Origin of the sequence: Pseudomonas sp. NFACC42-2 (assembly GCF_900116055.1) — a bacterium.
In the GTDB taxonomy this organism is placed as follows: domain Bacteria; phylum Pseudomonadota; class Gammaproteobacteria; order Pseudomonadales; family Pseudomonadaceae; genus Aquipseudomonas; species Aquipseudomonas marginalis.
This window is the reverse complement of the sequence record NZ_FOZO01000022.1, coordinates 33,150-54,203: the sequence shown is the minus strand read 5'-3', so window position 1 is coordinate 54,203 and position 21,054 is coordinate 33,150. Positions and strand designations below refer to the sequence as shown.

The 21,054-nt window shown below is 60.6% G+C and carries 15 protein-coding genes; 5 read left to right on the top strand and 10 right to left on the bottom strand.

Translation table 11 applies throughout. From position 1 onward, the window contains the following. Positions 1-231: 231 nt before the first annotated feature. Positions 232-1,692, top strand: a complete 1,461-nt coding sequence (gene mltF, locus BM416_RS26055) for a membrane-bound lytic murein transglycosylase MltF (RefSeq protein WP_092489920.1) — start codon at positions 232-234, stop codon at positions 1,690-1,692. Positions 1,693-1,732: 40 nt separating this feature from the next. Here the strand turns inward: mltF and BM416_RS26050 are convergent, their stop codons facing one another. From BM416_RS26050 to treP, 5 genes are all read right to left on the bottom strand, one after another. Continuing rightward, positions 1,733-2,011 carry a PTS sugar transporter subunit IIB gene (locus BM416_RS26050; protein ID WP_027605437.1) on the bottom strand — a complete coding sequence of 93 codons (279 nt, stop codon included), beginning with the start codon at positions 2,009-2,011 and terminating at the stop codon, positions 1,733-1,735. Positions 2,012-2,013: 2 nt separating this feature from the next. Further along, complete coding sequence (gene ptsP, locus BM416_RS26045) at positions 2,014-4,554, bottom strand: phosphoenolpyruvate--protein phosphotransferase (RefSeq protein WP_092489919.1); 2,541 nt, start codon at positions 4,552-4,554, stop codon at positions 2,014-2,016. A gap of 61 nt (positions 4,555-4,615) precedes the next feature. Further along, on the bottom strand, positions 4,616-5,836 hold the full coding sequence (locus tag BM416_RS26040; RefSeq protein WP_092489918.1) for a maltoporin: 1,221 nt from the start codon (positions 5,834-5,836) through the stop codon (positions 4,616-4,618). Between the two features lie 58 nt (positions 5,837-5,894). Beyond that, entirely contained in the window at positions 5,895-7,541 is a 1,647-nt protein-coding gene (gene treC / locus BM416_RS26035; protein ID WP_092489917.1) for an alpha,alpha-phosphotrehalase, read from the bottom strand. Positions 7,542-7,611: 70 nt separating this feature from the next. Further along, a complete protein-coding gene (treP, locus tag BM416_RS26030; RefSeq protein ID WP_092489916.1) occupies positions 7,612-9,054 on the bottom strand; it encodes a PTS system trehalose-specific EIIBC component in 1,443 nt (480 codons plus the stop codon). Between the two features lie 239 nt (positions 9,055-9,293). Between treP and treR the strand changes: the two genes are divergently transcribed. Continuing rightward, complete coding sequence (gene treR / locus BM416_RS26025; protein WP_092489915.1) at positions 9,294-9,998, top strand: trehalose operon repressor; 705 nt, start codon at positions 9,294-9,296, stop codon at positions 9,996-9,998. A gap of 81 nt (positions 9,999-10,079) precedes the next feature. Here the strand turns inward: treR and BM416_RS26020 are convergent, their stop codons facing one another. From BM416_RS26020 to BM416_RS26000, 5 genes are all read right to left on the bottom strand, one after another. Further along, entirely contained in the window at positions 10,080-12,815 is a 2,736-nt protein-coding gene (locus tag BM416_RS26020; RefSeq protein ID WP_092489914.1) for an AAA domain-containing protein, read from the bottom strand. 214 nt (positions 12,816-13,029) lie between these two features. After that, complete coding sequence (gene guaA / locus BM416_RS26015; protein WP_027605430.1) at positions 13,030-14,607, bottom strand: glutamine-hydrolyzing GMP synthase; 1,578 nt, start codon at positions 14,605-14,607, stop codon at positions 13,030-13,032. 81 nt (positions 14,608-14,688) lie between these two features. Further along, positions 14,689-16,158 carry an IMP dehydrogenase gene (guaB, locus tag BM416_RS26010; protein WP_016977684.1) on the bottom strand — a complete coding sequence of 490 codons (1,470 nt, stop codon included), beginning with the start codon at positions 16,156-16,158 and terminating at the stop codon, positions 14,689-14,691. 104 nt (positions 16,159-16,262) lie between these two features. After that, positions 16,263-16,811 carry a sugar ABC transporter ATPase gene (locus BM416_RS26005; protein WP_092489913.1) on the bottom strand — a complete coding sequence of 183 codons (549 nt, stop codon included), beginning with the start codon at positions 16,809-16,811 and terminating at the stop codon, positions 16,263-16,265. Between the two features lie 91 nt (positions 16,812-16,902). Beyond that, on the bottom strand, positions 16,903-17,670 hold the full coding sequence (locus BM416_RS26000) for a sulfite exporter TauE/SafE family protein (RefSeq protein ID WP_092489938.1): 768 nt from the start codon (positions 17,668-17,670) through the stop codon (positions 16,903-16,905). 99 nt (positions 17,671-17,769) lie between these two features. On the opposite strand from BM416_RS26000, the gene BM416_RS25995 reads away from it, so the two are divergent. From BM416_RS25995 to BM416_RS25985, 3 genes are read left to right on the top strand one after another with little or no spacing between them, the layout of a single operon-like run. Further along, positions 17,770-18,660, top strand: coding sequence for a LysR family transcriptional regulator (locus BM416_RS25995; protein WP_092489912.1), 891 nt, complete (start codon positions 17,770-17,772; stop codon positions 18,658-18,660). Positions 18,661-18,670: 10 nt separating this feature from the next. Beyond that, positions 18,671-20,050 carry an exodeoxyribonuclease VII large subunit gene (gene xseA, locus BM416_RS25990; protein WP_053135528.1) on the top strand — a complete coding sequence of 460 codons (1,380 nt, stop codon included), beginning with the start codon at positions 18,671-18,673 and terminating at the stop codon, positions 20,048-20,050. Positions 20,051-20,053: 3 nt separating this feature from the next. Beyond that, positions 20,054-20,875, top strand: coding sequence for a M23 family metallopeptidase (locus BM416_RS25985; RefSeq protein ID WP_027605425.1), 822 nt, complete (start codon positions 20,054-20,056; stop codon positions 20,873-20,875). Positions 20,876-21,054 lie beyond the last annotated feature (179 nt).

Genomic DNA, 21,054 nt, shown 5'->3' with positions numbered 1-21,054 from the left:
CCATCGCCAACGGCACCCGAAACGGCACCGCTGGCGGCTGCCGAACGTCAGTTGGCACGGTTTGCACGCTATCGGGGCGTTATCCAAGGCATTCCGCGCAGTTATTTTAACCGTCACAATCGGGCGCCAAGCCACGTTTCTGCGGGTTGCAGCACAGTTTTGGCGGCGCTAGCAGACAAGTCCGCCGCTGTCGAGATATGGCGCCGTGGGCCGTTTGCGTATACTGCGCAGATGTTCTCCCCAACTGCTTTGCGCCCGCGATGCGCCAGATGGCTCATCGTCACCGGACTCTTCCTGATGCTCAGCGCCTGTGTTGATAAACCCAGCACGCTCGAGCGAATCAAGGAGGATGGCGTATTGCGGGTGATTACCCGAAACAGCCCGGCGACTTACTTCCAGGACCGCAACGGTGAAACCGGTTTCGAATACGAACTGGTCAAGCGTTTTGCCGATGACCTGGGCGTGAAGCTGGAGATCGAGACCGCCGACAACCTCGACGACCTGTTCGGCCAGTTGGGCAAACCCAACGGCCCGGTGCTCGCCGCCGCCGGCCTGGTCAGCAGCGAGCAGCGCCAGCAACAGGTGCGTTTCTCCCACCCTTACCTGGAAGTCACCCCGCAGATCATCTACCGCAACGGCCAGTCACGGCCGACGAACGCGGCGGACCTGGTGGGCAAGAAGATCATGGTGCTCAAGGGCAGTACCCACGCCGAACAACTGGCGGCGCTTAAAAAGCAGGACCCGGCCATCGAATACGAAGAATCCGATGCCGTCGAGGTGGTCGACCTGCTGCGCATGGTGGACGAGGGGCAAATCGACCTGACCCTGGTGGACTCCAACGAAGTGGCGATGAACCAGGTGTACTTCCCCAACGTACGGGTGGCGTTCGACCTCGGCAATGCCAGCAACCAGAGCTGGGCCGTGGCCGCCGGCGACGACAACAGCCTGCTCAACGAGATCAACAGCTACCTGGACAAGGTGGAAAAGAACGGCACCCTGCAACGCCTTAAAGACCGCTATTACGGGCACGTCGATGTCCTCGGCTATGTCGGCGCCTACACCTTCGCCCAGCATTTGCAGCAGCGGCTGCCCAAATACGAGAAACACTTTCGCGCCTACGCCAAGGAAGAAAAAGTCGACTGGCGCCTGCTTGCGGCTATCGGTTATCAGGAATCGCTGTGGCAACCGGCGGTCACCTCAAAGACCGGCGTGCGCGGCCTGATGATGCTGACCCAGAACACCGCCCAGGCCATGGGCGTGTCCAACCGCCTGGATGCCAGGCAAAGCATCATGGGCGGCGCCAAGTACCTGGCCAAGATCAAGGACGAGCTGGACGACAAGATCGCCGAGCCCGACCGCACCTGGTTCGCCCTCGCCGCTTATAACGTCGGCACCGGCCATCTGGACGACGCGCGCATCCTGGCGAAGAAGGAAGGCCTGAACCCGAACAAGTGGCTGGACGTGAAGAAGATGCTGCCGCGCCTGTCGCAGAAGCAGTGGTACAGCAAGACCCGCTACGGCTACGCCCGAGGCGGCGAGCCGGTGCACTTTGTGGCGAACATCCGGCGTTATTACGACATCCTGACCTGGGTGACCCAGCCGCAGTTGGAGGGCAACCAGGTGGTGGAAGGTAATCTGCATGTGCCGGGTGTGGATAAAACCAAGCCGCCGGAAGACACCCCGCAACTCTGACCGCAACATTTCAGACACCACCTTTTGATCTCTGCATGGATTAGAGGCCGGTGATCAGGTGGACCACTCCTCCCGCCAATACCATCACGCCCGCCACACCCGCCGCTTTCAACGCGGCCTCATCCAGCCGCCCCGCATCCTGCAATTGCACCCGCACCCGCGTCAGCGCCACACGCTGCTGCGACCTGAGGTTATTCGCACCGCCCAGTGCACTCAGCACCTCGGCCGACAACAGCCCCTGTGTCGGCACCGCCACCGTCTCGGCAATCAAATCCGGGGTCAGGGCTTTCCAGAACGCCCGCTGCAATTTCTCGAACATGCTCAGTGCTCCACGACAGGTGAGGTTTCAACGGTGGCCGCGTGGTACAGGCGCAAGGCCTCGCGCACCTGGACGGCCTCTTCCAGGCACAGTACCTGACGGGCGATGGTCTGGCAGCCGGCCAGGTCCAGCCCGCGCACGGTAGCCTTGATGGTGGGGATCAGCGGCACACTGACCGACAGCTCATCCACGCCCAGCCCGAGCAACACCGGCACCGCCAGGGCTTCGGAGGCCAGTGCACCGCATACGCCCACCCACTTGCCATGGGCATGGGCGGCCGTGACGGTGGTGGCGATCAGGCGCAGCACCGCCGGGTGAAAGCTGTCGGCCTGGCTGGCCAGGCGCGGATGATCGCGGTCCATGGCCAGGGTGTATTGGGTCAGGTCGTTGGTGCCGATGGAGAAGAAATCCACATGGGGCGCAAACACATCCGCCATCAACGCCGCTGACGGTACCTCGATCATGATGCCCAGCTTGGGCAACTCGCTGAGCCCAAGGGCCTGGGCTTCTTCCTCCATAATCTGGCGGGCCAGGTGCAGCTCCGACAGCAGGCTGACCATCGGCAACATGATATGCAGACGTGTCAGCCCGGCACTGGCGAGGATCGCGCGCAACTGTTCACGCAACAGCTCCGGGCGCTCCAGGCACAGGCGTATACCGCGCAGGCCCAGGAACGGGTTGGTTTCACTGTCCATCGGCACATACGCCAGCGGTTTATCGCCGCCGACATCCAGGGTCCGCACCACCAGATTGCGCTCGGTGCCCAGGGCACGGGCGATGGCGCTGTAGGTGGCGGCCTGCTCATCCACGCTTGGGGCGCGATTGCGATCCAGGTACAAAAACTCCGAGCGCAGCAGGCCGACGCCTTCGCCTCCCAGGGCCAGGGATTGCTCCACTTCCTGCAACGAAGCGACGTTGGCGCTCACCTCGACGTGATGGCCGTCGCGGGTAATCGCAGGCACTGACGCCTGCGCCACATCACGCTGACGTCGCAGCACGTGCTGCTTACGCGCAGCTTCCAGCTGTTCGATCTCGGCCAGGTTGGGGTCCAGGTGCAACTCGCCTTTGTCGGCGTCGAGCAGGACCTGTTTGCCGTTGGCCAGCGCCAGCACTTCAGGCCCGACCCCGCACATGGCAGGCAGGCCCAGGGCCCGCGCCAGGATCGCGACATGGCTGGTCGCCCCGCCGCCAACGGTGACAAACCCCAGCACCTTTTGGGTATCGAGGCTGGCGGTTTGCGAAGGCGTCAGTTGCTCGGCGACCAGGATCGCGCGGTCGGGCAGGTCCCAGGCGCGGTCTTGAATACCGAGGATCAGTTTCAGCACGCGCTGACCGACATCCGCCAGGTCCGCCGCCCGTTCGGCCAACAGGGCGTTGCCCAGGCCCTGGAACAGTTGGGCGGTGGCAACCGTGGCGCTGTTCCAGGCAAACGCGGCGCTCTTGCCTTCGGCCAGCAGGCCATCGGCTTGTTCCAGCAGCGTCGGGTCTTCGAGCAATTCCTGATGGGCGCGAAAAATCTCCGCCTGGGCACTGCCTGCCACCTGGGTGTGCAGGGCTTGCAGCGCTTCGTTTGCAGCCAACAGGCCACGCGCCAACGCAGCGCGTTCGAAGGTTTCTCCCGCCCCCTGTTCAGTCACCTTCAGCTCGGGCTCAGCGACCTGGACCACCTGGCCAAACGCCGACCCCGGCGATGCGCAAACGCCTCGCAGCAGCGTCGCCGACGATACCGGCACGGGTGCTTCAAGCTGTGCAGCCGGTGCCGCGATGGCCTCGCCGCAGCCTTCAAGCAACAGCGCGACCAGCGCCTGGATCGCCGCCTCGGCGTCGTCACCGGCCGCACTCACTTGCAAGGTATCGCCCTGTACGGTTTGCAGCGCCATGATCGCCACCAGCGACTTGGCGTTGGCACTCTGGGTCTGCTTGTGCAGGTAAATACTCGCGTTAAAACCTTTCGCCGCCTGTGCCAATACGGCGGCCGGGCGCGCGTGCAAACCGTTGGCGTTGGGCAAGATCAACGGCTTGGAGAAACGTGCATCGCCCTCCTCCTCATCGCCCTCCTCCTCATCGGCCTCCTCTACCCGGTTGCCGGGCGCTACCTGCAACACCGGTTGGCCCAATTCCACCAGGCCGCTTGCCAACGGCGTGAACGGCTCGCCGCTGACCACCAGCATCAAGGTCAGCAAACTGCGCGCGTTGAGCGCCACGTAGTCGGCATCGAATTCGATCAGCGCTTGCCCGGCTTCTACCCGCTGGCCTCCCTCGACCAGGCGGGTGAAGCCCTTGCCGGCCAGGCTCACTGTGTCCAAGCCGATATGCATCAGCACCTGCACGCCGTTGTCGTCGGTGACGCTGACCGCATGCCCACTGTCCTGGATATTGCTGATCACCCCGGCCAGGGGCGCGCACAGGGTCTGCGAGGTGGGATCGATGCACAGGCCGTCGCCGATCATGCGGCTGGCGAACACCGGGTCAGGCACCTTGTCCAGTGCCAGCAGCACGCCGGACAAGGGCGCCAGCAGTTCCAGGGGTTGAGTTGCGGTCATGTCGTCACCTGCTGTTTTGTTCTGTAAAGATCCTTGGGTGGATGCCTATCCCACGGATGACTTATTTCCACCAGTATTCAACCTGCACGCCCACGTTCGACCCATGCCGCGCGGTGCCATAGGCGCCGGTGTCGGACAACGCCGAGCCCGCCGCCAGTTCATTCGCTGCACGCTTGGCCGCTTCGTTCCAGGTCGCATAGGTGTAGTACAAACGCACTTCCGGCCGCGCCCAGAAATCCGGGCCGTTGGGCGACCAGGTCGGAGCGAAGGTAAATTTGCTCAGCTTGCGCGTGCCGCCGGTGGCATCGACCTGATCATGCCCAAGCTCGGTGACCAACTTGAATTGTTCGCTGATCGCATACGCGGGGCGTACGCCGATGGACATCCAGGTCTGGTCCTGGCTGCCGGGGCGAATATCCTTCTGGTACACCGCCTCGATCTGCCCACCAAAACGCGGGGTCACTTGCCAGTCGAAGAACTCCACGGCGCGATAACTTTTGCTGCTGTTATCCAGGAAGGTATTGCCGGTGTAGCCCAGGCCGGTGCCGGGACCTTCGCCGTACTGCAAAGCGAATTTGTTCTTGCCGCCCAGGAAGGGTTTTTGCACATGCTGCGCGGTAAGTGCCCAGCCGCTGTGGGTGTCACGCCCACCGGCCTTTTCGATATGGCTCAAGCCCAGCTCCAGCTCGCCGCCGGGGTTGGTCTTGAAGCCCGCGACGTTGAAGTCGTGACGGGTGGCGTATTCCTTCTGGTACAGGTTGTCCTTGCGCGAAATGGCGTAGCTGTACTTGAGGTCGCCGATCAGCACGTCCTCGATTCCGCCGCCGGTGGCGCTCTGGTTCCAGTAGTAGAAGTCGGAAATATGGATGTCATTGCGTTTGTAGTAACGCCGACCGGCCCACAGCGAACCGCCATTGAGGGCAGGCAGGTTCGACCACTGCACATACATCTGCGGCATGCGCGCCGAGCCGTTGTCTTCGCCCTGGAATTTAAGGGCGCGGTCGTATTGGTTGTACAGCGATGCCATGGCGTCGACGCTGAGCACCGAGCCATCGTCGAGGGTCAGCAGGTCCTGACGCAGTTCCAGTTCGGCGTACTGCTCGCATTCGTTGCCCAGTCGGTATTTGGTTTGCGCCCCCGGCAACTGGAAACACTGCTGCTTGCCACTGCCTGTCGACGTCCCCGCACCGCTGCGCAAGTAACCGGCAAATTCCAGGGCCTGCGCGCCGAATGGCAGGCTCAGGCAGGATGCAACGAGGCCCAGCTTTATTGTTGTTTTCATGAAGCACTCCGATATTTTTATTATGTTTTTTGAGGCAGCTGCTACGGGAGTTCCGGGTTTAGTCCTTCAGGTGCAGCACAAAGGATTCGTACGGGCGCAAAATCACCGTGGCCGTGCGTGGCGGGCAGTCGGGGTAGTTGCTGATCAGCAGGCGTTGCTCGGTCGCTGCGCCGATCACGTCGCCAGGCAGTTGGATCTCACAGGGCTGGCCATAGAAGTTGTTCAGCACCAGCAGGCGCTCGCCGTGGCCTTCGCGCAGGTACGCCCAGACCTGCAAATGGTCTTGCAGCAGTTGGCGGTAACCCCCCTCTTGAATCAGCGGTTCGTGGCGGCGCAGGGCGATCAGTGCGCGGTAGTGATGCAGCACGGAGTCGGGATCGTCGAGCTGGTGTTCAACGTTGATCTGCGCGGCATTCGCCGGGAGGCCGATCCAGGGCTCGCCGGTGCTGAAACCCGCATTCGGCTGCGCGTTCCACTGCATGGGCGTACGGCCGTTGTCGCGGGACTTCTGCATGATCGCCGCCATGCTCGCGGCTTCGGATTCACCGGCATCGCGCTTGAGGCGGAAGATGTTCAAGGTCTCTACATCGCGGTACTGATCGATGCTGTCGAAGCCCGGATTGGTCATGCCCAGTTCTTCGCCCTGGTACACGAACGGCGTGCCCTGGAGGAAGTGCAGCGCGGTGGCAAGCATCTTGGCCGAGACCACGCGATGCTCGCCGTCGTCACCAAACCGCGAGACCACCCGGGGTTGATCGTGGTTACACCAGAACAGCGCGTTCCAGCCGCCACCGGCCTGCATGCCCAGTTGCCAGTCGGAGAGGATCTGCTTGAGTTGCAGGAAGTCGAAGTCAGCCTTCACCCACTTCTGCAGGTTCGGGTAATCGACTTTCAGGTGATGAAAGTTGAAGGTCATCGACAGCTCTTTCGACTCTGGCCGCGAGTAGCGAATGCAATGCTCAAGGCTGGTGGACGACATCTCGCCGACGTTGATCAGGTCATGGCCTTCAAAGACTTCGCGGTGCATCTCCTGCAGGTATTCATGCACGTTCGGGCCGTCGGTGTAGAAGCGGCGCCCGTCGCTGCTGTCTTCGGGGAAGTCGGCGGGCTTGGAGATCAGGTTGATCACATCCAGGCGGAAACCGCCCACGCCCTTGTCACGCCAGAAGCGCATCAACTTGAACACCTCGGCACGCACCTGGGGATTGTCCCAATTGAGGTCGGCCTGGGTGTGGTCGAACAGGTGCAGGAAGTACTGGCCGGTTTGCGCCTCGTATTCCCAGGCCGACCCGCCGAACTTGGATTCCCAGTTGTTCGGCTGGTCGCGCCAGATGTAGAAATCGCGGTAGGGGTTGTCGAGGCTGCTGCGCGCCTGCTGGAACCACTCATGCTCGATGGACGTGTGGTTGACCACAATGTCGAGCATCAGCTTGATGCCACGCTTGGCCGCTTCGCTGATCAACAGGTCGCAGTCGGCCATGGTCCCGTAGCTGGGGTCGATGGCGTAGTAGTCGCTGATGTCGTAGCCGTTGTCCCGTTGCGGCGAGCGCAGGAACGGGGTGATCCACAGGCAATCCACGCCCAGCCATTTGAGGTAGTCGAGTTTGTCCACGATGCCCAGCAGGTCACCGGTGGCGTTACCCGCGTGGCTGTGGAAGCTCTTGGGGTAGATCTGGTAGATCACCGAGTGTTGCCAGTCTTGCATGGTGGGTTCCTTCAGTAGAATTGTGAGCGCGGTCAAATGTGGGAGGGGGCTTGCCCCCGATAGCGGCCGATCAGGCGACGCGATAACCCGGCCGAACAATCTTCATGCTCAACGCACAGGTCAGAACAAACGGCACCACCATCGCGACCACCATCCCAATCACAAACATCGGAATGGCACTCGGCACGATCGAAATAAACCCAGGCAAGCCACCCACCCCGATTGCCGAGGCCTGCACCTTGTTCAGCGACAGGAAAATGCTGCCCAGCGCCGAGCCCACCAGGGCCGCGTAAAACGGAAACTTGAAGCGCAGGTTCACCCCGAACATCGCCGGTTCCGTGATGCCGAAGTAGGCGGAAATCGCCGAGGTCGAAGCCATGCTTTTATCCCGCGCATTGCGGGTGGTGTAGAACACCGCGAGCGCGGCGCTGCCCTGGGCCAGGTTGGACATCACGATCATCGGCCAGATAAAGGTGCCGCCCTGGGTGGAGATCAGTTGCAGGTCCACGGCAAGGAACATGTGGTGCATGCCGGTGATCACCAGCGGCGCATACAGCAGGCCGAAAATCGCTCCGCCGACCATCGGCGCCAGATCAAACAGGGTGACCACACCTTCGGTGATCAGGATGCCGAGGTGACGGGTGACCGGGCCGATGATCGCCAACGCCAGCACGCCGGTGACGACGATGGTGGTGATTGGCACGACCAGCAATTGAATGGCGTTGGGCACGCGAGCGCGCAGCCATTTCTCGATGACGCTCATCACATACGCCGCCATCAGGATCGGCAGGATCTGCCCCTGGTAGCCGACTTTCTCGATCTTGAACCAACCGAAAATATCGAAGTAAGGCAGGCTCTGGCCGTCGAGCCCGGCGACCGCCTTGCCGTAGTTCCAGGCATTGAGCAGATCGGGATGCACCAGCATCAGGCCGAGCACGATGCCGAGGATTTCACTGCCGCCAAAGCGCTTGGCCGCCGACCAGCCCACCAACGCCGGCAGGAACACGAACGAGGTGTTGGCCATCAGGTTGATCAGGCTCCACAGGCCATCCAGGTTCGGGTAGGCCTCCAGCAGCGTCTGGCCCTCGATGAACATGCCCTTGGCGCCCATCAGGTTGTTCACGCCCATCAGCAGGCCGGCGATGATCAGCGCAGGCAGGATCGGCATGAACACATCGGAGAACACCCGCACCAGGCGCTGCATGGCGTTGGTCTTGTCGGCGCCCTTCTTCTTCACGTCGGCGATGGTGGCGGCGGCGAGGCCGGTCTGTTCGCGCAGGGCGGCGTAGACCTTTTCCACTTCGCCGGGGCCGATCACCACCTGGAACAAACCGCCGGTGAAGAACGAGCCCTTGACCAGATCGACCTGGTTCAACGCGCTGTTGTTGACCAGGCGCGGATCCTTGAGCGCCAGGCGCAGGCGGGTCACGCAGTGGGCAGCTTGCTCAAGGTTGTCGCCGCCCCCGAGGTGCTCGAGGATCTCGCGGGCAATGTTGGAGTAGTCGTGGCTCATGCTTGGTTTCCACTTTGATTTTTTTATTTGGGGGGCAGTCATTGGCAGCACGCCGAAGGCAAAAGTACTCGTACAGACGAGTTAAAGCAACAACTCGTCTGTACGAGTTTGATTTTGTTTATTCCCTGTAGGACACCACTGCGCTGCAAGCCTTAGAAATCCTTGGGTCTAATGGACAAACCGCCGCTCTGCCTCTAAGGTTCCTGCCTTGAACGCCAACGCGGCACAGAGCCCTACCCATGAGCAAATACAACCAGATCTATACCGATCTGCTTGCCAGCATCACCACCGAACGCCTGCAACGCGGCACGCGCCTGCCTTCCGAAACCGAATTGATGGACAGCTACCAGGCCAGCCGAGGCACCGTGCGTCGCGCCATCGAGCAGTTGCAGGAGCGAGGGTTTGCGCAAAAGATCCACGGCAAGGGCACCTTCGTGCTCTCGCCCAACCCGATTGAGTTCCAACTCGGCGGCATCGTCAGCTTCCACGAAACCCACGCCGACCTGGGCGATGACGTACTCACCGAAGTGGTCGAATTCACCCAGCTCCCCCTGGAAGGCCCATTGTTGCAACACATCGAGGCCGAACCCGGCAGCCTCATCACACGCATCAAACGGGTACGGCGCATCGGCGGCAAACGGGTGATCCTCGACATCAACCACTTCGTCGCCGACCTGATCCCCGGCCTGGACCAGGCGATTGCCGAACAGTCGATCTACGCCTTCATCGAGCAGACCTTGCAACTGCAGATCAGCTACGCCCAGCGCACCATCGAAGCCCTGCCCCGCAGCAAGGACGACCAGACGCACCTGGACCTCGAAGGGCAAAGCCATGTGATCGTGGTGAGCAACCAGACGTTTTTGCAGGACGGGCGGCAGTTCGAGTACACCGAGTCGCGGCATACGTTGGATAAGTTTTACTTTTCGGATATTGCGCGGCGGTAAACGCAAAAGACCCGATGGACGCAAGTCCAAAGGGTCTTTCAGGTGTTGCGGGGCGATCGGTGTCAACCGGTACAAAACCCTCTAAACCGACAAAAACTCGCGGCTTTCTTCAGGAATACTCCTGGCCCACTGAACTAAAAATGCCGCCAGTTTTTCTTCGATACGGCTCTCAATGGTTCGCAAACGAAGCAAGGGAATATCGCTTTTTTCCAAGATGCTGTTTTTCAGAGCATCGAGCTCAACCTGCTCAGGCTTAGTATGAGAGCTTCCGTCGACCTCGACGACACCCACTGGTTTTTTCCCCACTTCGTAATAGAGCACAAAGTCGCAACTGGCTCCCTGACTCAGGAATTCCAACTCCCGCGAGGTTAAACGCTGATTGTCTTTAGAGGCCACCTGGTTCAGTAGGATCTGGGAGTGAAATACGAGGCCTTGGAACACACTCTGACCCAGCGTCTCACGCAGTATCTGCGCCATGATCTGCTCGGACTTGTACTCCGAATCACTGCGTCTCAACCTGCCATTAAGGCGTTCGAGCGACTGGTCATACTCCTTATAGAGCAAGTCAAAGGCCGAAATCACGGGCGCGCGGTGGAGTTGCCCTTGCTCCGCGTAGTATTCGATATAGCGCACCAGTGCGGCGATATGCCCGTTGTTTGCAGCGAAGACTTCGTCCCCAGTGACCAGTGTGAACCGATTTTTCGCTCTGGATACCGCCACATTGACAATGCGAGGGTCATCCACGAACGCCAGAAGTTTCGGGGTTGCGCTCTTTTTGTCCAGCACAGTGGAAAAGACGATCTCGTCGCACTCACGGCCCTGAAACTTGTGAACCGTGTCCTTGACAAAATCCTCAGGTAAAAGGGTGTCCAAAAGCGTTGCCTGGTTCCTGAACGGGGCAATGAAGCCTCGACCGTCCCCACCCTCCCATGCACTGTCGCCCTCCCTTTCGAGCACAGCCAGAATCGAATCCAGCTCCCTGAGATTGGTGTTGTGGCGGGTATGGTTACCCTTGGCAGTGACCAGCAATGACAACGGTTTTTCTCCACCGTCCTGCGTCATCGGAACCAATTGGTTGTCGTAGAACTGCTGATTGCAGAATTGGATGATTTGCGGATGACAGCGATAGTGTTCTTTCAACAAGGTTATCGGGATCGAATCACTGAACACGCTGGCGCACGAATCGAGCAGGCTGTACTTCTCACAATCGTAGTGCCCCCGATCCTCAGGCGCGGCAATGCCCAGCTTTGCTGGAATGTGCGCCAGCTGCTTGCTATCGCCAACAATAATCAGATTCTTCGCGCAACCGAGTGCCAGTATTCCTGGAACGATGTCCTGCTGCGACGCTTCGTCGATGATGACGTAGTCGAGTACCGTCCCGGACTTGAGCGAATTGACGATCGAATGCGTTCCACTGGCGATAATCGGATAACGTTTCAGGAACTCATCGAATTTATCTTTGCGATAACTCTTGGCGTCGAAGTTTTCAGCACTCGGTTCACACTGATACAAATGTTGCTTGAGGTGCTTCATCGAAGCGTCCGTCAGCTCATCCAGCAGCGCGACGTAATTGCCCCGCTGCAACACTTCTTGATGACTGGCCAGCACCGCTTTTCTTTCCAGCAATGCCTTGTCGTAGTAGTGAAGCTGCAGGCCATAGAAGACTGACTTGCGCTTTGCCCAGTCATCGAATGGTTTCATGCGCAGGATCTTGAAATTGAACAACATCTCGATCCTATCCTTGATGCGCACACGATTGCCTGCAAGGTGTGTCAGGTAAGCCATCAGGTCAGCGGATTTTTGCGGGGTCAGGTTGTACTTGTCTAGAGCGACGGGGTCCTGCACGCCGTTACCCTGCTGCCATTGCTGGAGATAGCCGCGCTCTATCTCCAGCTCACTGATTTCAATCTGCAACTGCGCTACTGCGTTCCGGCGAGACAAAAAGTGCTTGAGCCGCTGCAAGATGCTCTGGATATGCGCCATGGAAGGTGCGGTTTCGGCAATCGCAGTGGGTCGAGGGGTAGGATTGTCGAAGAATGCCTTTCGGTTTTTCTCGTTACCCAACTTCGCGACCAGATAATCGAGCCCGAATTTACCCAGCTTTTCACAGACATTACTGACTGCCGGATTGTTGTTGGAGACCACCGCCACGGTGCTTTCGCGCAACAAAATATTGGCGATGATGTTCAGAATAGTCTGGGTCTTGCCGGTGCCGGGCGGTCCCTCGATCAGACTGACCTGCGAACTGAAAGCCTGTTCGACGGCTTGAAGCTGACTTTCGTTGAGACCAAACGGAAAGATGAAGTTGCCCGTCGACTCCAGCCTGCCATTACGTCCGGAGCAATAGGCATGCAAAGCCGTGTCCGGGCATGCAGGCAAGGCATTCAACTGACGAACTACATTTTCCGCGATCAGTTTGTCGGCGTGCTTCACAGCCTCATCGACCCGTCGATCAGCCACAGCACGGAAATAGTGGAATATCGGCTCGTCCTTGATCTTCGCTGGTGCGATGAACTCGCTGCCATCCATCTTGAACACCTCATGTGCCGCCCTTTCAGAAGACTGCACTACCGCATATTTCTCACCGTAGATCACTGCTCTCTCGACAGTGACCACCACCGCACTCCCCCTTGTCACAAGAAGCTTGTCCAGCACTTCTCGAGTAGGCACGACCTCGCAGTCAACGAGGGGGCGAGAAAATTGCTTGCCGGAGTGAAAGTAACAAATCAGTGAGGGTTGACCCTTCCGATCTTTGCCAATCTCCCACTCTTTGATCTGCCGGGTCCTGTCTTGACCGCATACGTAAATAGAAACCATATATCCCTTATGCAGGCTCTATTGCAGCCTATACACGTCCATGTGCTAAAAGTCAGAATCGAGCGATCCGTCGAAACCAATACCATTTTGACATCATGCCTCGCGCAGGTACCAATTCTCAACTGGAGCGCTGCACAGACAGCTGAATTCTGCGACCAGTAGACATTTCCTACAGATGCAAAAAAGGCGCCTCACGGCGCCCTTTTTGTTCAGCTTATTCCCACTCAATCGTCGCCGGCGGCTTGCTCGACACGTCATAAGTAACGCGCGAAATACCTTCGATCTCATTGATGATACGGCCGCTGACGGTTTCCAGCAGTTCGTACGGCAGGTGCGCCCAACGGGCGGTCATGAAGTCGATGGTTTCCACCGCACGCAGGGCCACGACCCAGGCGTAACGACGGCCATCGCCTACAACGCCTACGGACTTAACCGGCTGGAACACCACGAACGCCTGGCTGACCTTGTGGTACCAGTCGGCCTTGCGCAGTTCTTCGATGAAGATGTGGTCGGCACGACGCAGCAGGTCGGCGTATTCCTTCTTCACTTCACCGAGGATGCGCACGCCCAGGCCCGGGCCTGGGAATGGGTGGCGGTAGACCATGTCGTATGGCAGGCCGAGTTCCAGGCCCAGACGGCGGACTTCGTCCTTGAACAGTTCGCGCAGCGGTTCTACCAGCTTGAGGTTCATTTCCTCAGGCAGGCCACCCACGTTGTGGTGGGACTTGATCACGTGGGCCTTGCCGCTCTTGGCGCCGGCCGACTCGATCACGTCGGGGTAGATGGTGCCCTGGGCCAGGTACTTGATGTTGTCCAGCTTGTTGGACTGGGCATCGAACACGTCGATGAAGGTGCGGCCGATGATCTTGCGCTTCTTCTCCGGGTCGGACTCGCCGGCCAGGTTGTTCAGGAACTGCTCTTCGGCGTTGGCGCGGATCACCTTGACGCCCATGTTCTCGGCGAACATGGCCATTACCTGCTCGCCTTCGTGCAGGCGCAGCAGGCCGTTGTCGACGAACACGCAGGTCAGTTGGTCGCCGATGGCCTTGTGCAGCAGCGCAGCAACCACGGAGGAGTCAACGCCGCCGGACAGGCCGAGCAGCACGTTGTCGGTACCGACCTGGGCGCGTACGTTGGCGATCGCGTCTTCAGCGATTTTCGACGGGGTCCACAGGGCTTCACACTCGCAGATGTCGAGGATGAAGCGCGACAGGATGCGCCCGCCTTGCTTGGTGTGGGTCACTTCCGGGTGGAACTGCACGCCGTAGTAGCGACGCTCGTCGCTGAACATGCCGGCGATCGGACAGCTCGGGGTGCTGGCCAGGATGTGGAAGTCTTCCGGCATCCTGGTGACCTTGTCACCGTGGCTCATCCACACGTCGAGGCCGAACAGGCCGTCGGCGTCGATGTGGTCTTCGATGCCGTCCAGCAGGCGGCTCTTGCCGACCACGTCGACACGGGCATAACCGAATTCACGCAGCTCGGAACCTTCAACCTTGCCGCCCAGTTGCTCGGCCATGGTCTGCATGCCGTAGCAGATACCAAAGACAGGAACACCCAGGTCGAACACGGCTTGCGGGCAACGCGGGCTGTTGGCTTCGTGCACGGACTCGGGGCCACCGGCGAGGATGACGCCTTTCGGTGCGAATTCGCGGATCGCTTCGTCATCCATGTCGAACGGGTGCAGCTCGCAGTACACGCCGATTTCACGCACGCGGCGGGCGATCAGTTGGGTGTACTGGGAACCGAAGTCGAGGATCAGGATGCGGTGGGCGTGAATGTCGAGGGCCATGAAGTCAGTCTCGTCTAATGAATCAGAAACAACTCGGGGCTGAAAGAACAGCCCCGGTTACTTAACGTTTTGCTGGAAGCCTCAACCTACGCGGTAGTTTGGCGCTTCCTTGGTGATCTGCACGTCGTGGACATGGGATTCAGCCATGCCGGCGCCGGTGATCCGTACGAACTCTGGCTTGGTGCGCATTTCTTCGATGTCGGCGCTGCCGGTGTAGCCCATCGAGGAACGCAGGCCGCCCATCAGTTGATGGATGATGGCGCTCAGGGTGCCCTTGTACGGCACACGGCCTTCGATGCCTTCCGGTACGAGCTTCTCGGCGCCTGCCGAGGAGTCCTGGAAGTAACGGTCGGAAGAGCCTTGCGCCTGGGACATGGCGCCCAGCGAACCCATGCCGCGGTAAGCCTTGTAGGAACGGCCCTGGAACAGTTCGATCTCGCCCGGCGCTTCTTCGGTACCGGCGAACATCGAGCCCATCATCACGCAGGAAGCACCGGCAACGATGGCCTTGGACAGGTCACCGGAGAAACGGATGCCACCGTCGGCGATCAACGGTACGCCAGTGCCTTCAAGGGCCGCGGCGACGTTGGCGATGGCGCTGATTTGCGGCACGCCCACACCGGCGACGATACGCGTGGTGCAGATCGAGCCAGGGCCGATACCGACCTTGACCGCATCGGCACCGGCTTCGGCCAGGGCCTTGGCGGCAGCGCCGGTGGCAATGTTGCCGCCGATCACCTGCACGTCAGGGAAGTTCTGCTTGACCCAGCGAACGCGGTCGATCACGCCTTTGGAGTGACCGTGGGCGGTGTCGACCACCACCACATCAACACCGGCAGCCACCAGGGCCGAAACGCGATCACCGGTGTCTTTGCCGGTACCGACCGCAGCGCCGACGCGCAGACGACCTTGGTCATCCTTGCTGGCCAGCGGGTAAGCCTTGGCTTTTTCGATGTCGTTGACGGTCATCATGCCCTTGAGGGCGAATTTGTCGTCGACGATCAGCACGCGCTCGATACGGTGCTTGTGCAGCAGTTCGCGCACGTCGTTCTTGTCGGCGCCTTCCTTGACAGTCACGAGGCGCTCTTTAGGCGTCATCACTTCGCGGACGGTGACTTCGAGACGGTTCTCGAAACGCACGTCACGGGAAGTGACGATGCCGACCAGGTCGCCATCGTGCAGTACCGGAACGCCGGAGATGTTGTGCAGGCGGGTCAGGTCGAACAGGTCACGCACGGTAGCGTCGGCTTCGATGGTGATCGGATCCTTCACCACACCGGCTTCGTAACGCTTGACCTTGCGCACTTCGGCAGCTTGCTGCTCGATGGTCATGTTCTTGTGGATGATGCCGATGCCGCCTTCCTGGGCCATGGCGATTGCCAAACGGGCTTCGGTGACGGTGTCCATGGCGGCGGAAACCAGGGGAATATTCAGCTCGATGCCACGGGTTAGGCGGGTCTTGAGACTGACTTCGTTAGGAAGCACCTCGGAATAACCGGGCACTAGGAGAATGTCGTCGAATGTCAGAGCTTCTTGGCTGATACGCAGCATCGCGGGGGCTCCCGAGCGGGAAAATGGAAGCGCGCCATTATACTCAGACACCCCCCAGGTCTCAATGTAAAACTCTGACATATTTGGGAATAGTGATAGAAGGACTACAGCTCGACTTTGACCCAGCTGATCTTCTGGTCCAGCCAATCGGCGAATTCGTCGATAAAGCTCTGCTTGAACCCCGCCTCCGCCCAGTTGTTGAAGATGAATCCCAGGTTGGAAAACCCGCACGCCTGCAGGAACAGGAAACCGTTGATGTCATCTTCATGCCCACACAGCGGGCAGGTGAAGTTGTCGGTGTGGCCGGGCATCCAGTCTTCCAGGCTTTCGAACAGCGCCTCGCCGACTTCCTTGAGGCATTCCGGGCAGCCGGCTTCTTCGAGAAAGCCCTTGGCCGGCGTATAGATGCAGCGCTTGTAGATGATCTCCAGGCCATTGACCGGCTCGTTGAACGGCAGCGCCTCGGGGTGCAGCACCACGGCGCGGGCGCCGTCGGCCAGGGCATAGGCCATGCGGTTGCCGGTGCGACCACAGGTGGTCAGTTCTTCCTTGACGATGTTCTTGCGCACCAGCCACCGCACGATCGCCCGGGCGCGGGGTTCGTGGACGGGCAAGGTGGAGATTTTCGGGACAAGGATGCTTTGGGAATTCATGGGAGACCTGCGGCGTGGCTTCTGGCCTCATCGCGGACAAGCCCGCGATGAGGCTCGGGAGGACGGCAGCTTAATCCCTGAAGAAATCAGGTCAAGTGCTCAAGTACCGTCCAATCAACGCAATGCCACTGGCCAGCACCAACCACGTCACCAGCCGGACGAAGGCCTCACGGGACATGCGCATGGTCAGCCTGCGCCCACACCACAGCCCCAGGGCCATCGCCGGCAGCAGGCACAGCGCCAACATCAGCAGCGGCCAGTCAGCATACACCCCGGCGATCAGGAACAGGCTCAGGCGCACCACCGTGCTGCAGCTGATCAGCGCGCTTTGGGTGGCGCGCGCCGCGTCCTTGGGCAACCGGCTGTTGAGGTAGATTGCATATAAAAAGCCACCACTGCCGAACAACGCACCGAACAACCCGCCTACGGTGCCCATGGGGAGCGACCAGCCAGCGGCCAGCTGCGTTGGCCGGGTTTTCACCGCCAGGCTGTAGATCGCATAGGCGCTGATAAACAGCCCCATCAGCAGCAGCAACAGGTCCGAATGCAGGTTGAGCAGAAACACCACGCCCAGGGTGCAGCCGATGGCCATGCACGGCAGCAGGCGCAGCAACTCAGCCTTGTTCACGTCACGCCGCGTTTGCAGCAGGCCGCCGAAAGCCGCGACAAAATCCAGCAGCACCAACAGCGGGATGATCTTCGACAGTGGCATAAACACAATCAGGATCGGCCCCGCCACCAGCGCCGTGCCAAAACCGGCGATGCCGAACACGATATAGGCCACCCCCACGCCCAGGCCGATCACCAGCCAATCCATACCACCAAACGACCACTGACTCATCAGCTCAACCGGGTTCATGGGGAATTCCTTGTTGAAGATGACCATCACTTTAGCCATCGGTGAGGGATGCGACTAATATCTTCAAAGCCCTCCACCCATCTCGAAAAGGCATGACGTGTGATCTCCACCCGACAACTGCGTTACTTCGTCGAAATCGCCGACAGCGGCAGCTTCAGTGCCGCCGCCGAACGTTTGTTCGTGGCGCAATCGGCCCTGAGCCGGCAGATCAAGGAGCTGGAAAACCAACTGCAAACCCCGCTGTTCGAACGCACCGCGCGCCAGCCGCGGCTGACCGCCGCCGGTGAAGCCTTCTATCCACGGGCGCGCAACCTGCTGAGCGAATTGCTCAAGGCCAGCCAGATGGCGACCCAAGTGGGCAACGGCGAATTGGGCACGCTGCGCCTCAGCCATTCGAGCACCGTGCCGATGAGCGGGCCTTTACTGCAAGGTATCGGCACCTGGCTGGAGCGCTGCCCTGGGGTGTCGATGGATATCGGCAAACTGTCCTCCGAAGCGCAGTTGGAAGAAATCGCCGACGGTCGCCTGGAAGTCGGGGTGCTGCGTTTACCCGTGCTGCGCCAGCGCGAAGGTGTGCGGGTCATGCCGTTATACAGCGAACCCCTGCTGCTGGCCGTGCCTGTGAGTCATGCGCTGGCACGCAGCCAGGCGCCCATCGAACTGGAGCAACTGAAAGACCAGGCGTTTATCTCGATCCCCCATCCCCAGCGTGGCGGCCTGAGTTATCTGTCGGCCGAACTGTGCATGCGTGCGGGATTTTTCCCCAAGGCCGCGCGAGTAATGTCACGCAAGACCACCCAGTTGCAGTTGATCCAGGCCGGTTTCGGTATAGCCTTGCTGCCAAAGTCCATGCAGGACATCGCTCCCGCCAACGTGTACTTTTTGCCCCTGGCCGACCCGGACTGCCTGAGCACCGTCGCCCTGGCCTGCCAGCAGTCACCGAGCGCGTTGGTGGAGCAGTTCTGTCAAACCCTGCGCGAATGCCTATAAACTGCCGCCCATGATTAAAGATCCCTTTGCCCGCTTGGGCCTGGACCGCGAAGTCCTGACTGTCAGCCAGCTCAACGGCCGCGCGCGGGTGTTGCTGGAAGACGTGTTCACCAATATCTGGGTCGAAGGCGAGATCTCCAACCTCGCCCGCCCGGCCTCCGGCCATGTGTACTTCACCCTCAAGGACAGCGGCGCCCAGGTGCGTTGCGCGCTGTTCCGCAATAACGCCGCGCGGGTTCGCCAGGCGTTGAAGGATGGCCTCGCGGTGAAGGTGCGCGGCAAGGTCTCGCTGTTCGAGGGCCGTGGCGACTACCAGTTGATCCTCGATACCGTGGAGCCGGCCGGTGATGGCGCGTTGCGCCTGGCCTTCGATGCGCTCAAGGAAAAGCTCAGCGCCGAAGGCCTGTTCAGCGCCGAGCGCAAGGTGCCGCTGCCGGCTCACCCGCGCCGCATCGGCATTATCAGTTCGCCCACGGGTGCGGTGATCCGCGACATCATCAGCGTGTTCCGTCGTCGCGCGCCGAACGTCGAGCTGACATTGATCCCTACCGCCGTGCAAGGCCGCGAAGCGATCCCGCAGATTGTGCGGGCGTTGAAGCTGGCGGACGCCCGAGGCTTTGACGCGCTGATCCTGGCCCGTGGCGGCGGTTCGCTGGAAGACCTCTGGTGCTTCAACGAAGAAGCCGTGGCGCGGGCGGTGGATGCTTGCGTGACGCCAATCGTCAGTGCCGTCGGCCATGAAACCGATGTATCGATCAGCGACTTCGTAGCGGACGTGCGCGCCCCCACCCCCTCCGCCGCCGCTGAACTGCTGGCGCCGGACGCCAGCCACCTGGTGCGCCAGGTGGAGAACCTGCACCGCCGCCTGGTGATGCTGATGCGCAATCGCCTGACCCACGACCGCCTGCGCCTGGAAGGCATGGCCCGACGCCTGCGGCACCCCGGCGAACGTCTGCGCCAGCAGGCCCAGCGCCTGGATGACCTGGATATGCGCCTGCGCCGCGCCTTCGAGCGCAGCCTCAATACCCGCCGCGAACGCCTGATCCGCCTGGAAACCCGCCTCGCCGGCCAGCACCCGGGGCGCCAGTTGGCCCTGCTGCGCCAGCGCCTCGACAGCCTTGCCGAACGCCTGCCCCGCGCCATGCGCGAAGGCCTCAAGGCGCGTCGCCTGCAATTGCAGAGCCAGGTGCAGACGTTGCAGGTGGTCAGCCCGCTGGCAACCTTGGGCCGTGGCTACAGCATCCTGCTGGACGAGCGTGGCCAGGCCATCCGCAACGCCGCACAGACCCACACCGGCCAGCGCCTCACCGCGCGCCTCGGTGAAGGTCAATTGCAGGTGCGAGTGGAAGATAACCACCTCACCCCCGTCACCCTTTCGTTATTGGATTGATTGATGCCACGTTTCTTTAGTGTGTTGTTGCTGCTATGCCTCGCCGTTAACGCTCATGCCGACAGCTATATCAGCCGTACCTTGAACAAGCCGGTGCCCGGCGGCGTTGCGGTGGTTGAACTGGGCCCTTCGGCTGCCGCGCCGAAAGCCACGTACCAGGGCAAACCGGTACTGGTGGTGAAGGAGCAGGACAACTGGCTGGCGATTGTCGGCATCCCGCTGACGGTCAAGCCGGGCAACGAGCGCATCAGCAGCGGCGGGCGCAGCCTGCCGTTTATCGTCGGCTACAAGAAATACCCGGAACAGCGCATCACCTTGAAGAACAAAAGCCAGGTCAACCCCGACCCGGCGCAGCTCAAGCGCATCGAGGGCGAGCTGGCCGTGCAGCTCAAGGCCTACCGCAGTTTCAGCCCGAACCTGCCGAGCAACCTGGTGCTGGACAAACCGGTGAACGGGCCGCTGTCGAGCAAGTTTGGCGTGCGCCGTTTCTTCAACGGTGAAGAACGCAACCCCCATTCGGGCCTGGACTTTGCCGTGCCGGCCGGTACACCGATCAAGACGCCGGCGAACGGTAAGGTGATTCTGACCGGCAACTACTTCTTCAATGGCAATACCGTGTTTGTCGACCACGGCCAGGGCTTTATCAGCATGTTCTGCCATATGTCGAAGATCGATGTAAAAGTCGGCGATCAATTGGTGCGCGGTACGGTGGTGGGCAAGGTCGGCTCGACGGGCCGTGCGACCGGGCCGCATATGCATTGGAATATCAGCCTCAATGACGCACGGGTCGATCCTGCGATATTTATCGGCGCCTTCCAGCCCTGATACGCGGCAGCGCATTCAGCCCGGTCTGGACGTTCAAAACCAACGGGTAGACCGGTCACTGACGGCCGCCCTCTTTCAACGACCACTGCGCCGAATTCGACACAGTGCGTCGCCATTTCTGCCTATTTTCGAAGGAACCGTCATCGCTTGACTTGCCACCCACACACCGAATCCCAGGG